Genomic DNA, 16,846 nt, shown 5'->3' with positions numbered 1-16,846 from the left:
CCAAAACCCAGCAAACTTATTGCAAGTGCGTAAGTCCTGTCATTATTTGGGTCATTATTTGGGCTGTAGGGGATGGTGGCGATTCCAAATGGATGACTCGGTAACTGTTGGTATGGTGACCGTCGGCGCTTGGATGGTTCGAGTCGGCAGCGACGATGGCGGAATCGGGGTTGAAAAATAGGCGATCGCTGCTACAGGAACAACCAGCGTCAACACGGCGATGAAAGTGCCTGCAATCTCAGCAGCGCGGTAAAGCGGGGGTTCAGGAGAGGTGTCGTTTCGACTACCAGGTTCCATAAATTGATGATTTAGAACTCGACAAACAGCCTAAAACCCTCAGTAGATCTAGAGTTGCAGCTTCGAAGCTACAGAACTCGAGTCCAGGTTTGGGCTGGCGCTGGGAAACGGAGAAGCCCCCAGATTTCCTGCAACTTCAGGAAAACCAGAGCGCTGACCTGACGCTTACCCAACTTAATGGGAAAGAGCGATTGAACACGCTGTCCTTAAGTATCATCATATCCGAAACTTTCATAAGAGAAAGTTATTGAAGCTACTTAAACCAATTAACGCTGCTAGTATCTGCACTCATCCTCCAGACTAAGCTGCCCGAAGACGGCAGTAAAACGTAAACCAAAGCTAGCAGCCTGTCTGCACTAGCCCATCTCTTTCCACTATGCTGCATAGCGTATTTACTTGATACAAGGACGCAAATACGGATTCCCGATAGTAGTTTTTAAGGCTTCTCTACCCGCGCAAGCCTCTTCTGCTCCAACTTCCGCGCCAACTTTTTAGGTGTTCGGGGTCAAGAGCGTTAAGATCGTCCTGGCATAAATTTCTACATGCAAACCCTCAACCTAACCCTCAACCTCGAACCTCAATGACCACGACAACTCAGGTAAAACACGAAGTCAAAGATCTGTCCCTGGCAAGCCTGGGGAAACAGCGCATTGAGTGGGCCGGACGGGAAATGCCCGTGCTGCGCCAGATTCAAGACCGCTTTGCTGCTGAAAAGCCGCTGGCAGGAATTCGTCTCGTCGCCTGCTGCCACGTCACCACGGAAACGGCTCATCTGGCGATCGCCCTCAAAAATGCCGGAGCCGATGCCTTGCTCATCGCCAGCAACCCCCTGTCTACGCAGGACGACGTGGCCGCTAGCCTGGTCGCCGACTACGGCATTCCCGTCTTTGCCATCAAGGGCGAAGACAACGCCACCTACCATCGCCATGTGCAGACCGCGCTGGATCACCGCCCTAACCTAATCATCGACGATGGCAGCGATGTCGTGGCCACGCTGATTCAAGAGCGTCAGGATCAAATCGCAGACCTGATCGGCACCACGGAAGAAACCACAACGGGCATCGTCCGCCTGCAAGCGATGCTGCGGGATGGCGTGCTGACCTTCCCTGCGATGAATGTCAACGATGCCGACACCAAGCATTTCTTTGATAACCGCTACGGCACAGGCCAATCCACGCTGGATGGCATTATCCGCGCCACAAACATCCTGCTGGCGGGCAAAACGGTCGTTGTGGCAGGTTACGGCTGGTGTGGCAAGGGCACGGCGCTGCGGGCACGGGGCATGGGCGCAAACGTGATCGTCACCGAAATTGACCCCATCAAGGCGCTAGAGGCCGTGATGGATGGCTTCCGGGTGGTGCCAATGGCGATCGCCGCTCCCCAGGGTGATCTATTCATTACCGTCACGGGCAACAAGCATGTCATTCGCGGTGAACACTTCGACCGCATGAAAGATGGGGCGATCGTCTGCAACTCTGGTCACTTCGACATTGAGATTGATCTAGTCGCCCTGAAGGAACGCGCCGCCGAAGTGAAAACTGTCCGCCCCTTCACCGAAGAATACAAGCTCGCCAGCGGCAAATCGGTTGTCGTGCTGGGCGAAGGTCGCCTGGTCAACCTGGCCGCCGCCGAAGGACACCCCAGCGCCGTGATGGATATGAGCTTTGCCAACCAGGCCCTCGCCTGCGAATACCTGGTGAAAAATAAGGGCAAGCTTTCGCCCGGATTGCACTCGATTCCTCAGGAAATTGATGCAGAGATCGCCCGCCTGAAGCTGCAAGCAATGGGCATCGCCATCGACGCGCTCACCCCTGAGCAGATTGAGTACATTAACTCCTGGACCTCCGGCACTTAGGCTTTAAAGGCCTAAGTTTAGTTCCTGTTTCGGGTGCATCCCATCCGAAACAGGAAACCCCCACCCCTCATCCCTTCCCCCAAACGTGGCTCGACTCTCAACTGAACTGCAACGCTATTTTTTTGACGAAAACCCGCCCGAAAAAGTCACGCTTGCCGATATTTTGAACCTGGCGGGTGAGCGAATTTTTGGTTTTTTGTTTGTGCTGCTGGCGCTGCCGTCGGCGCTGCCGATTCCGGCTCCGGGCTATTCTGTCCCCTTCGGGATTCTGCTGTTTTTGCTGGCAGTGCAGTTGATTGCGGGGCGAGAAACGCCCTGGTTTCCCGAAAAGTTTAAGCAGCACGCGCTCGATTTGAAGCAGGTGCAGGGCGTGCTAAATGCTGGGCTACCCTGGCTGCGGCGAATTGAGGCGCTGTCCCGTCCCCGACTCATGCCCGTCTGTACGAGCTTACCGGGGCGCATGGTGATTGGCGTGGCGATCGCCCTCATGGCCATTTCCATGATGATCCCCATCCCCCTGACCAACACGCTGCCCGCAATGGGCATTTTCGTCACCGGGTTCGGCCTGCTAGACGACGATGGCGCAATCAGCCTGGGCGGACTGGTGCTGTGCGTCATGGGGGCAACGCTGACCACGGCGGTACTCACCTTTGGCTATACGGCCGTTCGCGCCGCAATTGACCTGTTCAAGGAAACTGTGCTGAATTTTGGCGGGTAACCGGAGGGGTTGGCGGGTAGCCGGAGAGGGCGATCGCTCCTAGTCCTTCTATTTCCACAATAAATACACCCTATCCCTACAACAAATACAACAAAGCCCCAAAGCTTAAAAGCTTTGGGGCTTTGCACCTTTTACGAGAAGTGGAGCTGAGGAGAGTCGAACTCCTGTCCGTCCTGGGTATTAGTACCTCACTCATTCACAGGCTTAGCCCCGGTAACCCTCAGGGCGGGGACTGTCGCTTATCCCGGACAGTGGGATGCTCTGGTAGAGTCTTAGCCGGAGATTGACCAGAGGCAATCATCCGGAGCATCCGTTGGGGGTTGGTCTGCAATCCTTAACGGAGTCAAATCGCAGACGCTCGAACCGTAAGGAGGTTGTTAGGCGGCAGCAACAGCTACGCGCTTACGAGCAAAAGGTACGATGTTGTTCGCATGTACGTTGGTTTGAGCCATTGATTAACGAGAGGTAGCCCGCTCTCGGCCTGCATCACAAGGTAGTGTTCGCCAAAACGTCGAAACCGTGACAGCCCCATGAGGGCATCTGTGTGCCTCATCACATTATAGCAAGGGGATGAAGAAATAGTGCGACCCCATGCTAGGCTTGCCCATTCTCAACAATTTGTCGCCGCCTTCCTAATTACATTCAAAACATCTTGCGGATACGAAATCATCGGGAAATGGCTTGACTTTACGACAGTCGTTTCTGCACTCATTCGTTGAGATAATTCATGCTGCAAATCTGGGGGAACTGCTTTATCTTCCGTTGCTAAAACATACCAGCTTGCCTTGTGTTTCCATGCCGCCGAACTTGCTTTGGCTGCCATCAGAGAAACGGAGGGCGGAGTTTGGGCTGCATACAGTAATGCCTGATCTACTTCTGAAAGATCATGCGCCAAAACTTCTTCAACGCCTTTTCTGGAAATCCAAACGAAGCCATTCTGCTCTTGAAAATGGGGCGATGGAGCGCCGTACTTACTCATCAAATCCATCATGGATTCACCAGTATCAGGCGCAAGTGCAGCAAGATATACCAAGCCCAAAACCCGTTCGTCATTGCCAACTTCGGTAATGACAAAACCACCCCATGAATGGCCCACCAAAAGACAGTTCCCCTCGATCCGATCAAAAGCACGTTTCGTAGCTGCAATGTCGTCTGCTAGAGAAGTCAATGGGTTTTGAACGGCAACAACTTCATAGCCTTCTGCCAAAAGCGTCGGGATGATTTCACGGTAGCAAGAGCCGTCCGCCCAAAAACCATGCACCAAGATGATGGTTTTGATTTTGTTTTCAACTTTGGTCATTAATCTATTTGTCAGCATTTAAGAAATGGGCACCTCGAAAAATTCAGATTTGGAGAATGGGAGTTAGGGCAAGCTAGACAAAGGTTCCAGCTATTTTATTCTGCTTTTCTGCAACCCTATTTTCTGCAACCCTATCTGTATTACGCCGTGTTAACGGATGGTCATAATTAGGGATAGGTGGTCGGGCTGGCGCTAGAATGGCTGAATCGTAAGTATTTCAGGCGTTTGACGGCTATTTAACTGAAGCCATTTGGCGAGGAGCGACCCAGCATTATGGTGCAAGAATTAACCTACCCCAATTCCCCTTCCGGCAGCGCTACAGACATGGAAGCGTTCTGGATGCCGTTTACTGCTAATCGACAGTTTAAGGCAAATCCTCGACTGTTTGTCGCCGCAAAGGATATGCACTACACGACCGCCGATGGGCGGCAGGTACTGGATGGCACGGCGGGACTGTGGTGCGTCAACGCCGGACATTGCCGCGTCAAAATTGCCGAAGCCGTTAGCCGCCAGGTCAACACGATGGACTATGCTCCAGCGTTTCAGATGGGGCATCCGGGCGCGTTTCAACTGGCGGATCGGCTGGCGAAGATGCTGCCGGGCGATCTCGACCATGTGTTTTTCGCCAACTCTGGGTCTGAGGCGGTGGAATCGGCACTGAAAATTGCGATCGCCTATCATCGGGCTAAGGGCGACGGCACTCGCCAGCGGCTGATCGGGCGCGAGCGCGGCTATCACGGGGTCAACTTTGGCGGCATCTCTGTCGGCGGCATTCCCACGGTTCGTAAATTCTTCGGCGGACTGCTGACGGGCGTAGACCACCTGCCCCACACCCACAGCCTGGAACACAATGCCTTCAGCAAAGGACAGCCCGACTGGGGCGCACACCTGGCCGACGACCTGGAGCGGATTGTGGCGCTGCACGATGCATCGAACATTGCAGCGGTGATTGTGGAACCTGTGGCGGGTTCGACGGGCGTGCTGATTCCCCCCGTCGGCTACTTGCAGCGTCTGCGGGAAATTTGCGACAAGTATGGCATTCTGCTGATTTTTGACGAGGTGATTACGGGCTTTGGGCGGCTGGGTGCGCCCTTTGCGGCAGACTATTTTGGCGTGCTGCCAGACATGATTACCGTCGCCAAGGGCATTACCAATGGCACCGTGCCAATGGGCGCAGTTTTCGTCCGCAAGCATATCTACGATGCCTTTATGCACGGGCCTGAAAACGCCATCGAGCTATTCCACGGCTACACGTATTCTGGACATCCGGTGGCCTGCGCGGCGGCCCTAGCGACGCTGGATGTCTACGAAGAAGAGGGCTTATTCCAGCGGGCAAACGACCTGTCGGGCTATTGGCAAGACGCGCTGCATTCGCTGAAGGGGTTGCCCCACGTCATCGACGTTCGCAATCTGGGTCTGGTGGGCGGTATCGAGCTAGAATCGATTCCGGGCAAGCCGACCGCCCGCGCCTTTGATGTGTTTGTGCGGGCCTATGAGCAGGGTCTATTAATCCGCACCACGGGCGACATTATTGCCCTATCGCCGCCGCTGATGATCGAGAAGCACCATATCGACCAGATGGTGTCGATGCTGACTGACCTGCTGAAGGCAACGGCTTAGGGGCTGGTTTGAGTCTTGGTGAGGCGATCGCCCTGAGATCTCCCTCAATCCTTAAATCCACCCTAAGTAAGAGAAAGTAAGAGAAAGTAAGAGAAGACTTCCGAAGCTTCTCTTCCCTTCAAGGCAGGAGTCCATCGGGCGGAGTGATTTCGAGGCGACGACTGGGCAAATCGACCACGGGCACGATCGCCCTCACAAAGGGAATCAGCACAGTGGTCGTTTTACCTTGCGGGGCTAACAGTTTCACTTCTAGCAGATCATTGCCTGCGGCGATCAGGTCAGTGACCGTGCCCACTTGGGTTTGCGTGACCTGGTGCCAGACTTCCAGCCCGATCAGGTCGCGGACGTGGAACTCGTCTTCTTCTAGGGGCAGGCGATCGCCCGCCGGAACCAGCATCACCGCGCCGCGTAGCGCCTCTGCCTGAGTGCGATCGCCCACCTCGGCAAACTTCACGACGTACAGATTCTTGCCTGCCAGCAAGCGCCCTGCGACCAGCTTGACCGACCGGGGCGTGGCTTCTCCCGTCCCTTGCAGCCAGCGCGTCCCCGGCTCCAGAAACCGCTCTGGAAAATCGGAATCAGGATAAACGCGCACTTCGCCTTTGAGGCCCTGCGCCCCGACGATGCGCCCAACCTCCATCCACTCCGTGTCTGGGTCTGTAGCGTTTGTAGATTGAGCGTCTGTGGATTGAGCGTCTGTGAATTTAGCAGGTTCCGATGCCATGCGCTCAGTCCTCTAGAATCCTGTCTGAATATAAATCTGCCGGGCCCGGCACGAACTCCAGGCTGCCAACCGCGTTGGTCTGGTTGAGGTAATCCCGCCGGGAGGTGAGACACTCTTGCATGAATAGATTGACCCCTGGAGGCACATTTTCGACCCGCGTATAGGCGACCAGTTCGTGGGGTGGGCCAATCAAGAGCGATCGCACGTCGGGCTGCACCAATACTTGGTTCATTCGGTGAATGCTATAAATACCCAGGCGATCGGGACTACGGTTAATCGACGCAGTGACAATGGTTCCCAGCGCAAAAAACTGCACACAGAGGCGATTGCTCAGCGCTGCTACGCGGACGCTGCGATTTTCCGCCTGATACGCCCCCACCTGAAGCGGCAGATTTGCCCCTGCTGTGCCCATGCCGCCCAGCGTCACCAGTGCCGCCGCCGAAAGCCCATACAAAATCCTCACGGTTCACTCCTGTTGCTTAAAAACGTTCAGTACTTAGGCACTTGCGATAGGTTTTCTGGGTTATCGTCCAACTGCGTAAGTCCTAACGTTGATGGTTCGATGCTATGGATTTTAGTTTAGAGAGAAACGGCATCTGTGCTTTTTTCCAAAAAAAAGAGGGTGCATTGCACCCCCAGTTTTGCAATTACAGAGCTTTCATTGCTGAACGCTCACCGAGACAGCCAAGTCTGGCACCAAACCTACACAGCGGCGAAGAAATCCTTCGACTTCACAGGGTCGGGATTCATCGTGGCATCACCGGGCTTCCAGTTGGCAGGGCACACTTCATCGGGGTGAGACTGCACATACTGGATCGCTTGCAGCACGCGGAGGGTTTCATCCACGTTGCGACCAAAGGCGAGGTTGTTGATGGTGGCGTGCTGAATAATGCCGTCTTTGTCGATGATGAACAGACCGCGCAGCGCAACGCCCGCTTCGGGGTCTAGCACGTTGTAGGCAGCGCTCACTTCTTTCTTGATGTCTGCTACCAGCGGATAGTTTAGGTCGCCCACGCCGCCGCTCTTGCGGTCGGTCTGAATCCAGGCGAGGTGAGAGAACACGCTGTCTACCGATACGCCCAGGATTTCGGTGTTGATGGCTTTGAAATCGGCATGGCGATCGCTGAAAGCGGTGATTTCCGTCGGGCAGACAAAGGTGAAGTCCAGAGGATAGAAGAACAGAACGACGTATTTGCCGCGATAGTCAGACAGCTTGATGGTCTTAAATTCTTGATCGACCACCGCTTCGGCAGTAAAGTCAGGTGCTGCTTGACCAACGCGAAGACATTCGGTGCTGTGAGTCATGAAACGTACTCTCCTTAGAACTTCCTAATGCGTCTATAGTTTCCTTAGATAATCTGGCGGGGAATGGTCGGCATTGCCTCGCCGCAGTTCCTAGATTGCGAACTGTTACGACTATATCATAGTCATAACGATTTTGAGTAGAGTTTGTCGCTAAGTTTTCAGCTCGGTTCCAAAACTCTAATCCCCCGCCCCTATTTCCTTAGACAGTCTTAATTCTTCGCTCCTAGAGCTTGTAGTAGACTGGCGGTTCACTGAGCCTTAGACCCCTATGGATTTTCTCGACACTCGCGAATGGCTCCTGACCAACGGCTTGGGCAGCTTTGCCAGCGGCACGGTTGCCGACGCGCACACCCGCACCTATCACGGATGGCTGTTTGCGGCAGTGTCGCCACCGGGCCAGCGGACGCTGCTGCTGTCGCGGGTGGAAGCCTACCTGGATGTGGCAGGCGAGGGCTACCCGCTGGGCACAAACTACTGGGGCAGCGGGTCGGTGTCGCCTGTAGGCTACAAGCTGCTGCAATCTTTTTCGATTGACCCCGTGCCAACGTGGGTGTGGGGCACGTCAAACTGGACGCTGACCCGCGAAATTTTGATGACGCACGGGCTGTTGCCCAATCCTGACGGCAAGCCCGAACCCCGATTGCGACATCAAGTTTACATTCGCTATCGCTATGCCGGCCGGGAGCCTGCCTGGGTTAACCTGCGGCCGCTGGTGGGCGATCGCAACTTTCACCATCAGCAGCGCTACAGCCCAGAGTCCGAACCCGGCCTGCAATTCTCGCAACTGGTGGAACCCAACCGCGTGTCGATCCAGGCGACGCGGGGCAACTGGGTGGGCACGTCCTGGCAACTGAGCTGGAGCCAGGGCGACTATTATCCCGACGGGACGTGGTATTGGGATTATCGCTATCCCGAAGAGACGCGGCGCGGTCTGGGTGATCGCGAGGATTTGTACAGTCCGGGGCATCTGGCAATACTGCTCCATCCGGGGCAAAGTCTGGTGCTGGAGGCCCGCGTCCGCATCATCAACCCACTGCGGCCCTTCGTGCCGCCCAGCAATGAGACGTTTGAAACCGCGTTCCAGGCAGAGCAGGCGCGACTCAGACAAGTCTTTGCGCCGATGCTGAAGCCGACCGACCGGGGGCGATCGCCCGCCGTCACCTTCGCCGCGCCCCATCTCAGCCCCGCAGAATCCATGCTGGCAGCCCTGCTCCGCGCCAGCGATCAGTTCATCGCCCATCGCGCCTCCATCTGCGGCCCGACGGTAATCGCGGGCTACCACTGGTTTAGCGACTGGGGCCGCGATACGCTGATCGCCTTGCCGGGGCTATGTCTAACAACGCAGCGATTTGACCTGGCGCGGGGGCTGCTGGAATCCTTTGGTAAATACTGCCAGGGCGGTCTGATTCCCAATACCTTCCCAGACAACGGCGCACACCCAATTTACAACAGCATCGACGCGGCGCTGTGGTGGGTCGAGGTTTTGGGCCTCTACCTGGAAGCCAGCCAAGACTGGGACTTTTTGGTGCAGCAATATCCCGTCGTCCGGCAAATTCACAAGTCCTTCGCCACGGGCACGTCCTACAATATCCGCATCGACGCGATGGACGGGCTGGTGACCTGGGAGCATCCCGGTTTTGCGCTGACCTGGATGGATGCGGTGGTGAATGGCGAACCCGCCACGCCGCGGCAGGGCAAATGTGTGGAAATCAACGCGCTGTGGTATTCGGCGCTGTGCTGGGCGGAGCGCTGGGCCACCTGGCTGGCGGAAAAAGGCGGCAACGGCGAGGAACCCGCCAACTATGCCAACCACGCCCGCCGCTATGGGCAGCAGGCCGAACAGGTAAAGGCATCGCTGCAAAAGTTCTGGAACGGGCGACTGGCCTACCTCTATGACCTGATCGACCCTGGCGACAGTCCCAATACGCAAATTCGCCCCAACGCGGTGATCGCCCTCTCGCTCACCCACTGTGGCTTTTCTGATCTGCAAGGCAAAAAGGCGCTGGTCACCGCCCGCGATCGCCTCTTGACCCCCTACGGACTGCGATCGCTCGATCCCAGCGACCCCTACTACGTCGGCCGCTACATCGGCGACCCCGTGCATCGAGATCATGCCTATCACCAGGGCACGGTTTGGAGCTGGCTGATTGGCCCCTTCATCCGGGCCTGGCAGCGGTTTTATCCTGGCGAACCCTTGCCGTGGGATGCCCAACCCCTGCTCGACCACTTCACCAACCAGGCTTGCCTCGGCTCCATCTCTGAGATCTTTGACGGCGACCCGCCGCACGATCCGCAAGGGGCGATCGCCCAGGCCTGGTCTGTCGCGGAATTGATCAGGCATTGGCATGACCTGGGGATTGAGAGCTAGGGCAAAATCCAAAACCCAACATCAAACCAATCTCAGCAACCCCTCCATCATCCGCTGCGCCTGACCTTCATAGCCGCTGCCGAAGAGGTTGAAATGATTCAGGATGTGGTAGAGGTTGTAGAGCGTTTTGCGCTGGGCGTAGCCCGGTTCCAGGGGAAAGGCTTCGTTGTAGGCGCGGTAGAAATCATTGGGGAAACTGCCGAAGAGTTCCGTCATGGCCAGATCGACTTCGCGATCGCCAAAGTAGGTCGCTGGGTCAAAAATCACGGGTTCCTCTAGCTGGGTAACGGCCGCATTGCCCGACCACAAATCGCCGTGTACCAAGGAGGGCTGGGGATCGTGCCCTTGCAGCAGTTTGGGAATTGCGTCTAGCAGGCGATCGCCCTCTGGAAAATGACCCCCACGCTTTTTTGCCAGATGAAGCTGGTAGCCGATGCGATGCTCTGCCCAAAAATCGACCCAGCTTGCGGTCCAGGGGTTGGGCTGGGGCGTAGAGCCGATGGTATTGTCCAGATCCCAGCCAAAGCCGCGATCGCTCGTAACCCGGTGCATCGCCGCTAGGTTGCGCCCCATCTCCGCCCAACTGCGGTGCGTGCCATAGCCAAAATCTAGCCACTCCAGCACTAGATATGCCGAGCCGTCCGCCGTGCCCCAACAGAGCGGCTGTGGCACGCGAATCGTGTGGGTGTCCGCCATCTGGCGCAGGCCCAAAGCTTCTGCCTTAAACATCGCCACGCGAGCCGCCTGGTTCAGCTTGACGAAATAGGCGTGGCGCTCATCGGTCAGCGCGTAGCCCTGGTTGATGCTGCCGCCGCCGACGGGACGCTGGCGCAGGCTGCCCAGTGGCGCTCCGGTGACTTGGCGGATATGGTCGGCGATCGCATTCCACATGCAGGAAGGAGGCAAAGCAAAAGTTAGGGATCAGGCTTCGGGCTTGAGGATGACCACGCTGTAGGCATCGGCAGAGAGGTATTGCTGAGCCGCGGTCATCAGGTCGGCAGCCTCGACGGACTGAATGTGTGTGGGATAGAGCAGGGCAGGCTGCAAATCGCCCACGACAGAATGATAGTAGCCATAGAGTCCGGCGCGATCGCCCGGTGTTTCGTTGCCAAAGATAAAGCGGTTGGCGACGAGGGTGCGGATGCGCTGAATCTCGAAGTCGGTGACGGGTTCGCTTTGCAGGCGACGAATATGCTGGGCGATCGCCGCTTCCACGTCGTCCAGATTCTCAGCGGGCAACTGGGCAGAAATGTAGAACACGCCCTGATGGGTGTAGGTCATGTTGCTGGCAGAAATGCCCGACACCAGCCGCCGATCTTCCCGCAGATCGCGCACTAGCCGCGAGGTTCGTCCCTGCGACAGCACCGATGCCAGCACGTCCAGCGCGTAGGTCTGGGGCAGGCTGTCCATCCCTGGCACGCGCCAGGTCATCACCAGGCGAGCTTGCTGGAGGGTGGGGTCGGTCTGCTCGTAGCGATGGATGGACTGGAACGGCGGCTCCGGCTCGGTGTGCAGTGGTTCTTGCAGCGTTGGGGGGGCCGGCTGGGCCCGATGCGCCTGGGTCTGCGCGAAGCCCTCCGCGACGATCTCCACCAATTGCTCGACGGGCAAATTGCCGACTGCTACAGCTGTTATGGATTGCGGCTGATACCAGGTCTGGTGAAAATCGCGCATCTGCTGCGCCGTGAGCGCCTCAATCACAGACGCAGGGCCAAGCACCGGGCGGCGATAGGGCGATCGCCCAAAGGTCATTTCCATCGCCCGGTAGAACGTGCGCCGCTGGGGATTGTCGTTTGCCCGGCGAATTTCTTCCAAAATCACATGGCGCTCTCGCTCAAAGGCTTCATCGGGAATCGCGGCGTTTAGCACCACCTCGATCTGGTGCGGGGCCAGTGCTGCAAAATCCTGCGGAGCCGTGGTGATGTAGTAATGGGTGTAGTCCTGGCTGGTGGCGGCATTGGTGACTGCGCCGCGCTGTTCGATCAGCCGCTCAAAGTCGCCACTCTGGAGCCGGGCCGTGCCCTTAAACACCATATGCTCCAGAAAATGCGCCATGCCGTTGATGGCATCTGTTTCAACCGCAGACCCCACCCCCAGCCACAGGCTCAGGTTCACAGCCTCTACGGGAATTTGTTCGGCAACAATGGTTAACCCATCGGGGAGTCGGTGAACCGTTGGCTCATTGAGACGAGGCGGTTTGCTCGCCTCTAGCACAGTCGGAATTGGAGTCATTGGGTAACAGACAAACAGTTCTTAATCTATCTTAATCGTCTGAACCATTGAAAACAGCATTGCCGCTCTAGTTTTCCTGGTTTCATCCTACCCATCCCCCTCTCAATGCCGCTCAATCGCTCAATTCCGCTCAATCGCTGACCGCAATCCCTGAGCAGACTTCACTCTCCGGAGCGCTCCAGGGAATCCTGGTAGGAAAGAATGATTGGGATGATTGGCGCTGGGTTTGGGAATGGCAGACAGGGCAGGGGGCTGAAGGTCTGGGGTTTCGGGCGGTCAGGGCGACGCAGTTGAGAAAGGTCTGACAGACTTTGCCCGCGATCCAGCGAGATGGAGATGTTTAGGAAAGTTTTGGAGGCAGGAATGCGGCAGATGACGGATACGTCTGGCAATCGGGCAATGCTTGGGGCGATGCTGGGAATGGTGCTGGGGGCGATCGCCTTGGGGGCTTGCTCATCCAGTGTTTCCCGCGTTCCCGTAGAACCGTCCCCCGTTGCGAAGGGACAAGCTCCAGAAGCCTCGCTCGCATCCGCCGCAACCGTTTCCGGCGCAGCAGCCCTTGAATCCACCACCGCAGAAATCTCGGCAGACGATCGGGCCGCGATTCGGCAGTTGGGCGTGCCGCTGGTGGTGCCTACGGTTCTGCCGCCGGAGACGTATTTATCCGATGTGGTGGTCACGTCTGATCCAGACTGGGGCAAGGAATATACGCTCTACTACCGCTCGTTTTCAGCCGATCGTGCGATCGCCACTTGTTTTCAGATTGAATACAGCGACGGCGGCTTTGGTGGGCCGCTGCCGCCTAATAGCCGGCCCATCGAAACACCTGCGATCGCCCGCTCCAACGACCCCTACTTCATCTATTGGGCAGACAACGAGCCATCCAGCGATGATTCTCTCTTTCCAGCCAACGCTGTGTTTTCTGACTGGATTGAGGTTCCGGGCGTACCCGGCGGCTATCGACTCAGCAGCGGCCTGATCGATTCGGAACTGGTGCGGGCCTGCAACTTCCTCGACCCAGATTCCGCCGTGGCGATCGCTTCGTCGCTAAACCGTCTGGAGCCTTGATGCTTCAAACCCTTGCTTGCTACCCTTGCTCGGCGTAGCGCTTTAGCTCCTGCGCCATGCGTCGCAGTCCGCTCTGTTCGTCCCGACGGATAAACGGCAGCAGCAGGGTGGTCAGCGTGCCGGAGAGGGTTTCGCGGTGGAGATATTGCGTGCGATCGCCCCCTAGGTCTTGCAGTTCAAACCAGTGTTCGCTGCGAAATCCGGGCGCGGTGTAGCGCAGGCTCAGACAAACCGACGGCTGCACCAGCGTGACCAGCGGCTCGATTTGGGTTTCTTCTTCGCCCATAACGCGCTTAATGGACAGGCGCACGGTTTTGCCCTGGCGAAAGGGGCGATCGGGCGACAGGTCGTAGAAAAAGGTGTTCCAGCGAAACCACTGGTGTTTGTCCATCAGCACTTGCCAGACGTGCGATCGCGGCGCGTTGATTTCCGTTTTGGCATAGAGCGTGGGCATTGTTGGAGATTGCTGATTGGGGGGTGCAGGGGTTTTTAATAAAAGGCTATAGGATTTACGCATTTTATTGATGCATTATTGGCGCTTTATAGGCGCTTTATTGGCGCATTTTCTAAAGTTGGGCTGTGTCTCTTTTGAATTCCCCAAACCCCTGCCCCAAAGCCCCTGGCATCCCATGCGGATCGTGATGCTGTCTTCGACCTTTCCCTATCCGCCGACTCGCGGCGGGACAGAGGTGCGAACCTTCCACCTGCTGCGATGGCTGGCGCAACGGCACGAGGTGACCCTGCTGACGCAGCGGGTGAATGCGACCGGTTTGGAAGTGTTGGCTGAAGGTGCGGAACCCCCGATGAGCGTGGATGCTGATCTGGCGGCACTGGCGGCAACGGGCGCAAGGGTGGTGTGTTTTCCACTGGGGCGACTCGCGAAGCAATCCCTACGGGAATCGCCTCAGGATGCTTTTCCTGGCGACTCATTTCGCAATTCCCTGGGCAAATTGGTGCGACTGGGGCGATCGCACCTCTGGGGCATTCCGCCGAACGTGGCCTTTCGCCACAGCCCCGCGCTGCAAGCCTGGGTGGATGATGCAGTGCAGCAGCGCCGATTTGACGTGCTGACCTGCGAGCATGGCGCAAATGCAGTGTACGTGCGGCCGGAGTTTCAGCGGCGGGTGCGGACGGTGCTAAATGCCCACAGCTTTGCCGTCGGCTGGACGCGGGCCGAACTGGCGCTGGGCGTGTCGGCCAATCCCTGGCGCGATCGCCTTTACTTGCCGACAATCGAGCGCTACGAGCGACGGTTTCGGCAACAGTTTTCCCGCGTGGTGGTGACGACGGCGGAAGATCGGCGGCAGTTTTTGGATTTTTTGTCGGGGCCCGATTCTGCCGCCGCCAATGCCGACCCCGACTGGGTACAGGTGGTGCCAAACGGGATTGATTTGGCTGCCTTTTTGCCCCGCGCGGCCGATCCGGGGGGATATCGGCTGGTGTTCGCAGGGGCGATGGATGCGCCGCATAATATCGACGCAGTGTGTTTTTTTGCTGAAGCGGTATTACCATTAGTGCGATCGCGCTATTCTGAAGTCACTTTTTGCATTGCGGGGGCGCGTCCGGCAGCCGCAGTGCGGGCGCTGGCGCAGCATCCTGGCGTGCAGGTGATAGGCGCGGTTGCGGAGATGGGTGCAGTGTTGCGGGAAGCGACGGTGTGCGTGTTGCCGCTGCGGCTGGGGTTTGGCATTAAAAACAAAACCCTAGAAGCGATGGCGGCGGGTGTTCCGATTGTGGGGAGCGATCGTGCGCTGGAGGGATTGCCCATCGAGGCGGCAGAACCGCTGGCGCTGCGGGCAAACACGCCAACGGAATATGCAGGGGCGATCGCCCGTCTGTTTGACAGCCCTACGCTGCGGCAGCAGTTGTCTCAGCGGGCCCGTGCCCTAGTAGAGACCCACTACACCTGGGAAAAGGTCGGCCAGCAGTACGAGCGGGCGCTGATGGAGCCGTCGCCCGTTGCGAAACCCTAGCATCCTTGAGCGCCGCCCCGCTCGCAAACGTCATCTGGAAAGAGTGATGTAGCGGTGATGAAAAAACCGGCCCGTCGAACCCGTCCAGCCCAAAAGCAGAGCGCGTCTTCGTCGTCTATGGCGGCCCGTCACCTCCGCATCACGCCGCCCAAGGTCAAGGTTTTTGTGTCGCCAGAACCGCCCTCTCCGGAGACGACTGCGGCTCCTCGCCCCAAGGTCAATGTGTGGGTGGGGCGATTTGCCAAGCCACCTGCTCCGGAGTCGCGCTCGGTCGATCTGTCGCTAGAAGACTCGCTGGAGGAGTGGGAAGAAGCGTTTCTAGCCGAAAATCCCCCGGTCGAATCCAACGGCGTGAAGCTGCTGGTGTCGCCGCCCCCCCCAAAGCAGCGGCCCTGGCTGGGGGGTCTGCTGGCAACGATACTCTGGCTGGGCAGCGGCAGCCTGGTGGCGATGGCGGGCTGCACGGCCTTTTGGCTGATTGTGAATCCGGGGCGGGTAAGCTGGCTGGGCTGGGCGCTGCCGGAGTGGAACCGAGAGGCCTTTATGCGCGACGATACGCCGCGAAGTTGGGGCACAATCCAGACTGAGGCCGCCCAGCAAAACCGGACGCTGGGCACGCCGCTGATGCGGTCGGTCGGTTGGGGAGCATCGGCTGGAAAGGCAACCGTGGTGCTGGTGCCTGTGCTGGCTGCCCAGCCCCGCTGCGCCGACCCTGCCGAGGCTTGCCTGCACCTGGTCGAACTGCGGGCCTATCACCTGGAAACGCCGCTGGACAGTGCCGGACGGCTGAGCAGCGATACCCGGCTGCAACTGGGCGATCGCCTGCCGGTGGCGGGCCCAAGGGAATTTGGCGTGGTGTCGCTGCTGCCGGGGGGCGCTCCGGCGGGGCAAGGTTCGACCCGTCGCCTGCCCCTGCAACAGATCGAGCCGATTGAAGGGGATGCGCCCAAACCCGACGGCTGGTTTTCCCTCAGCGGACAGCAGCGGCGCGGCAGTCAGGCGATCGCCTATGGGCAAGTTGGTTATTACGACGCGGCCCAGCGACGGCTGCGGCTGCTGCTTTCCTGGAGTAGCCTGGTTCGCCGCCCCCGCTGGCAGGAGGTGACAGGCGACGACTCGCCAGAACTGGTGGTTGATCAAACCGTGGGGCTGGAGCCTCAATTTACGGTTTATCAGGTGAAACCGGCCGAGGGCGGCATCGTGCGGCTGGAGGCGATCGCCCTAGAACAGCCTCCCTTCGCCAGTCAGAGCTTGGAAAATGCGCTGTTTCTCGCCCGCAACGGCCTGTGGAGCCACGCCCGCGCCTGGATGGAGGGCTATAAAAAACGCAATCCCAAAACCTGGACTGCGGCCGCCCAGGCCCAGCTTGACCTGATTGCGCTGCAC

15 protein-coding genes and 1 other RNA gene are annotated in these 16,846 nt (G+C 58.0%); 7 read left to right on the top strand and 9 right to left on the bottom strand.

Annotation, left to right across the window (positions count from 1 at the left end):
• Positions 1–54: 54 nt before the first annotated feature.
• Positions 55–297 (bottom strand): hypothetical protein, encoded by a 243-nt coding sequence (locus IGS51_RS07370; protein ID WP_297077619.1) that lies wholly within the window; start codon positions 295–297, stop codon positions 55–57.
• Positions 298–877: 580 nt separating this feature from the next.
• Here IGS51_RS07370 and ahcY point away from each other — a divergent pair.
• Together ahcY and IGS51_RS07360 are read left to right on the top strand one after the other, a co-directional pair.
• Entirely contained in the window at positions 878–2,152 is a 1,275-nt protein-coding gene (ahcY, locus tag IGS51_RS07365) for an adenosylhomocysteinase (RefSeq protein WP_277774031.1), read from the top strand.
• A gap of 85 nt (positions 2,153–2,237) precedes the next feature.
• Positions 2,238–2,870: an exopolysaccharide biosynthesis protein gene (locus tag IGS51_RS07360; RefSeq protein ID WP_297077615.1), complete on the top strand. Its 633-nt coding sequence runs from the start codon at positions 2,238–2,240 to the stop codon at positions 2,868–2,870.
• A 138-nt stretch (positions 2,871–3,008) separates the two neighbouring features.
• Here IGS51_RS07360 and ssrA read toward each other — a convergent pair.
• Together ssrA and IGS51_RS07350 are read right to left on the bottom strand one after the other, a co-directional pair.
• Positions 3,009–3,400: a transfer-messenger RNA gene (gene ssrA, locus IGS51_RS07355) on the bottom strand.
• A gap of 80 nt (positions 3,401–3,480) precedes the next feature.
• The gene (locus IGS51_RS07350) at positions 3,481–4,170 is read right to left on the bottom strand and encodes an alpha/beta hydrolase (protein ID WP_297077613.1); all 690 of its coding nucleotides are present in this window, start codon (positions 4,168–4,170) and stop codon (positions 3,481–3,483) included.
• Between the two features lie 273 nt (positions 4,171–4,443).
• On the opposite strand from IGS51_RS07350, the gene IGS51_RS07345 reads away from it, so the two are divergent.
• Positions 4,444–5,790, top strand: coding sequence for an aspartate aminotransferase family protein (locus IGS51_RS07345; protein WP_297077611.1), 1,347 nt, complete (start codon positions 4,444–4,446; stop codon positions 5,788–5,790).
• Between the two features lie 118 nt (positions 5,791–5,908).
• Here the strand turns inward: IGS51_RS07345 and rimM are convergent, their stop codons facing one another.
• From rimM to IGS51_RS07330, 3 genes are all read right to left on the bottom strand, one after another.
• On the bottom strand, positions 5,909–6,430 hold the full coding sequence (gene rimM, locus IGS51_RS07340; protein WP_367279284.1) for a ribosome maturation factor RimM: 522 nt from the start codon (positions 6,428–6,430) through the stop codon (positions 5,909–5,911).
• An 88-nt stretch (positions 6,431–6,518) separates the two neighbouring features.
• Positions 6,519–6,977 carry a hypothetical protein gene (locus tag IGS51_RS07335; protein WP_297077607.1) on the bottom strand — a complete coding sequence of 153 codons (459 nt, stop codon included), beginning with the start codon at positions 6,975–6,977 and terminating at the stop codon, positions 6,519–6,521.
• Between the two features lie 239 nt (positions 6,978–7,216).
• Entirely contained in the window at positions 7,217–7,819 is a 603-nt protein-coding gene (locus IGS51_RS07330; protein ID WP_172355573.1) for a peroxiredoxin, read from the bottom strand.
• A 268-nt stretch (positions 7,820–8,087) separates the two neighbouring features.
• Between IGS51_RS07330 and IGS51_RS07325 the strand changes: the two genes are divergently transcribed.
• Positions 8,088–10,187: an amylo-alpha-1,6-glucosidase gene (locus IGS51_RS07325; RefSeq protein ID WP_297077604.1), complete on the top strand. Its 2,100-nt coding sequence runs from the start codon at positions 8,088–8,090 to the stop codon at positions 10,185–10,187.
• Positions 10,188–10,208: 21 nt separating this feature from the next.
• Here the strand turns inward: IGS51_RS07325 and IGS51_RS07320 are convergent, their stop codons facing one another.
• Positions 10,209–11,078: a fructosamine kinase family protein gene (locus IGS51_RS07320; protein WP_297077621.1), complete on the bottom strand. Its 870-nt coding sequence runs from the start codon at positions 11,076–11,078 to the stop codon at positions 10,209–10,211.
• A 30-nt stretch (positions 11,079–11,108) separates the two neighbouring features.
• A complete protein-coding gene (locus tag IGS51_RS07315) occupies positions 11,109–12,419 on the bottom strand; it encodes a pitrilysin family protein (RefSeq protein ID WP_297077603.1) in 1,311 nt (436 codons plus the stop codon).
• Positions 12,420–12,755: 336 nt separating this feature from the next.
• Here IGS51_RS07315 and IGS51_RS07310 point away from each other — a divergent pair, with 336 nt between their 5' ends.
• A complete protein-coding gene (locus tag IGS51_RS07310; protein WP_297077602.1) occupies positions 12,756–13,487 on the top strand; it encodes a hypothetical protein in 732 nt (243 codons plus the stop codon).
• A 19-nt stretch (positions 13,488–13,506) separates the two neighbouring features.
• Here the strand turns inward: IGS51_RS07310 and IGS51_RS07305 are convergent, their stop codons facing one another.
• Positions 13,507–13,941 carry an SRPBCC domain-containing protein gene (locus IGS51_RS07305; RefSeq protein ID WP_297077600.1) on the bottom strand — a complete coding sequence of 145 codons (435 nt, stop codon included), beginning with the start codon at positions 13,939–13,941 and terminating at the stop codon, positions 13,507–13,509.
• A 187-nt stretch (positions 13,942–14,128) separates the two neighbouring features.
• Here IGS51_RS07305 and IGS51_RS07300 point away from each other — a divergent pair, with 187 nt between their 5' ends.
• Together IGS51_RS07300 and IGS51_RS07295 are read left to right on the top strand one after the other, a co-directional pair.
• Positions 14,129–15,460, top strand: coding sequence for a glycosyltransferase family 4 protein (locus tag IGS51_RS07300; protein WP_297077598.1), 1,332 nt, complete (start codon positions 14,129–14,131; stop codon positions 15,458–15,460).
• Positions 15,461–15,517: 57 nt separating this feature from the next.
• On the top strand, positions 15,518–16,846 hold a 1,329-nt coding region (locus tag IGS51_RS07295; RefSeq protein ID WP_297077596.1), incomplete at its 3' end, for a hypothetical protein.

This window comes from Thermoleptolyngbya sp. M55_K2018_002 (genome assembly GCF_015295965.1).
GTDB lineage: Bacteria > Cyanobacteriota > Cyanobacteriia > Elainellales > Elainellaceae > Thermoleptolyngbya > Thermoleptolyngbya sichuanensis.
The sequence above is the reverse complement of the archived record's forward strand: the minus strand, read 5'-3'. Positions and strand labels throughout refer to the sequence as shown.

Coding starts and splice junctions, on each gene's coding strand:
- IGS51_RS07325 (WP_297077604.1), top strand. CDS start 8,088: ATGGATTTTCTCGACACTCGCGAATGGCTCCTGACCAACGGCTTGGGC.
- ahcY (WP_277774031.1), top strand. CDS start 878: ATGACCACGACAACTCAGGTAAAACACGAAGTCAAAGATCTGTCCCTG.
- IGS51_RS07370 (WP_297077619.1), bottom strand. CDS start 297: ATGGAACCTGGTAGTCGAAACGACACCTCTCCTGAACCCCCGCTTTAC.
- IGS51_RS07330 (WP_172355573.1), bottom strand. CDS start 7,819: ATGACTCACAGCACCGAATGTCTTCGCGTTGGTCAAGCAGCACCTGAC.
- IGS51_RS07345 (WP_297077611.1), top strand. CDS start 4,444: ATGGTGCAAGAATTAACCTACCCCAATTCCCCTTCCGGCAGCGCTACA.
- IGS51_RS07320 (WP_297077621.1), bottom strand. CDS start 11,078: ATGTGGAATGCGATCGCCGACCATATCCGCCAAGTCACCGGAGCGCCA.
- IGS51_RS07300 (WP_297077598.1), top strand. CDS start 14,129: ATGCTGTCTTCGACCTTTCCCTATCCGCCGACTCGCGGCGGGACAGAG.
- IGS51_RS07305 (WP_297077600.1), bottom strand. CDS start 13,941: ATGCCCACGCTCTATGCCAAAACGGAAATCAACGCGCCGCGATCGCAC.
- rimM (WP_367279284.1), bottom strand. CDS start 6,430: ATGGAGGTTGGGCGCATCGTCGGGGCGCAGGGCCTCAAAGGCGAAGTG.
- IGS51_RS07315 (WP_297077603.1), bottom strand. CDS start 12,419: ATGACTCCAATTCCGACTGTGCTAGAGGCGAGCAAACCGCCTCGTCTC.
- IGS51_RS07350 (WP_297077613.1), bottom strand. CDS start 4,170: ATGACCAAAGTTGAAAACAAAATCAAAACCATCATCTTGGTGCATGGT.
- IGS51_RS07310 (WP_297077602.1), top strand. CDS start 12,756: ATGTTTAGGAAAGTTTTGGAGGCAGGAATGCGGCAGATGACGGATACG.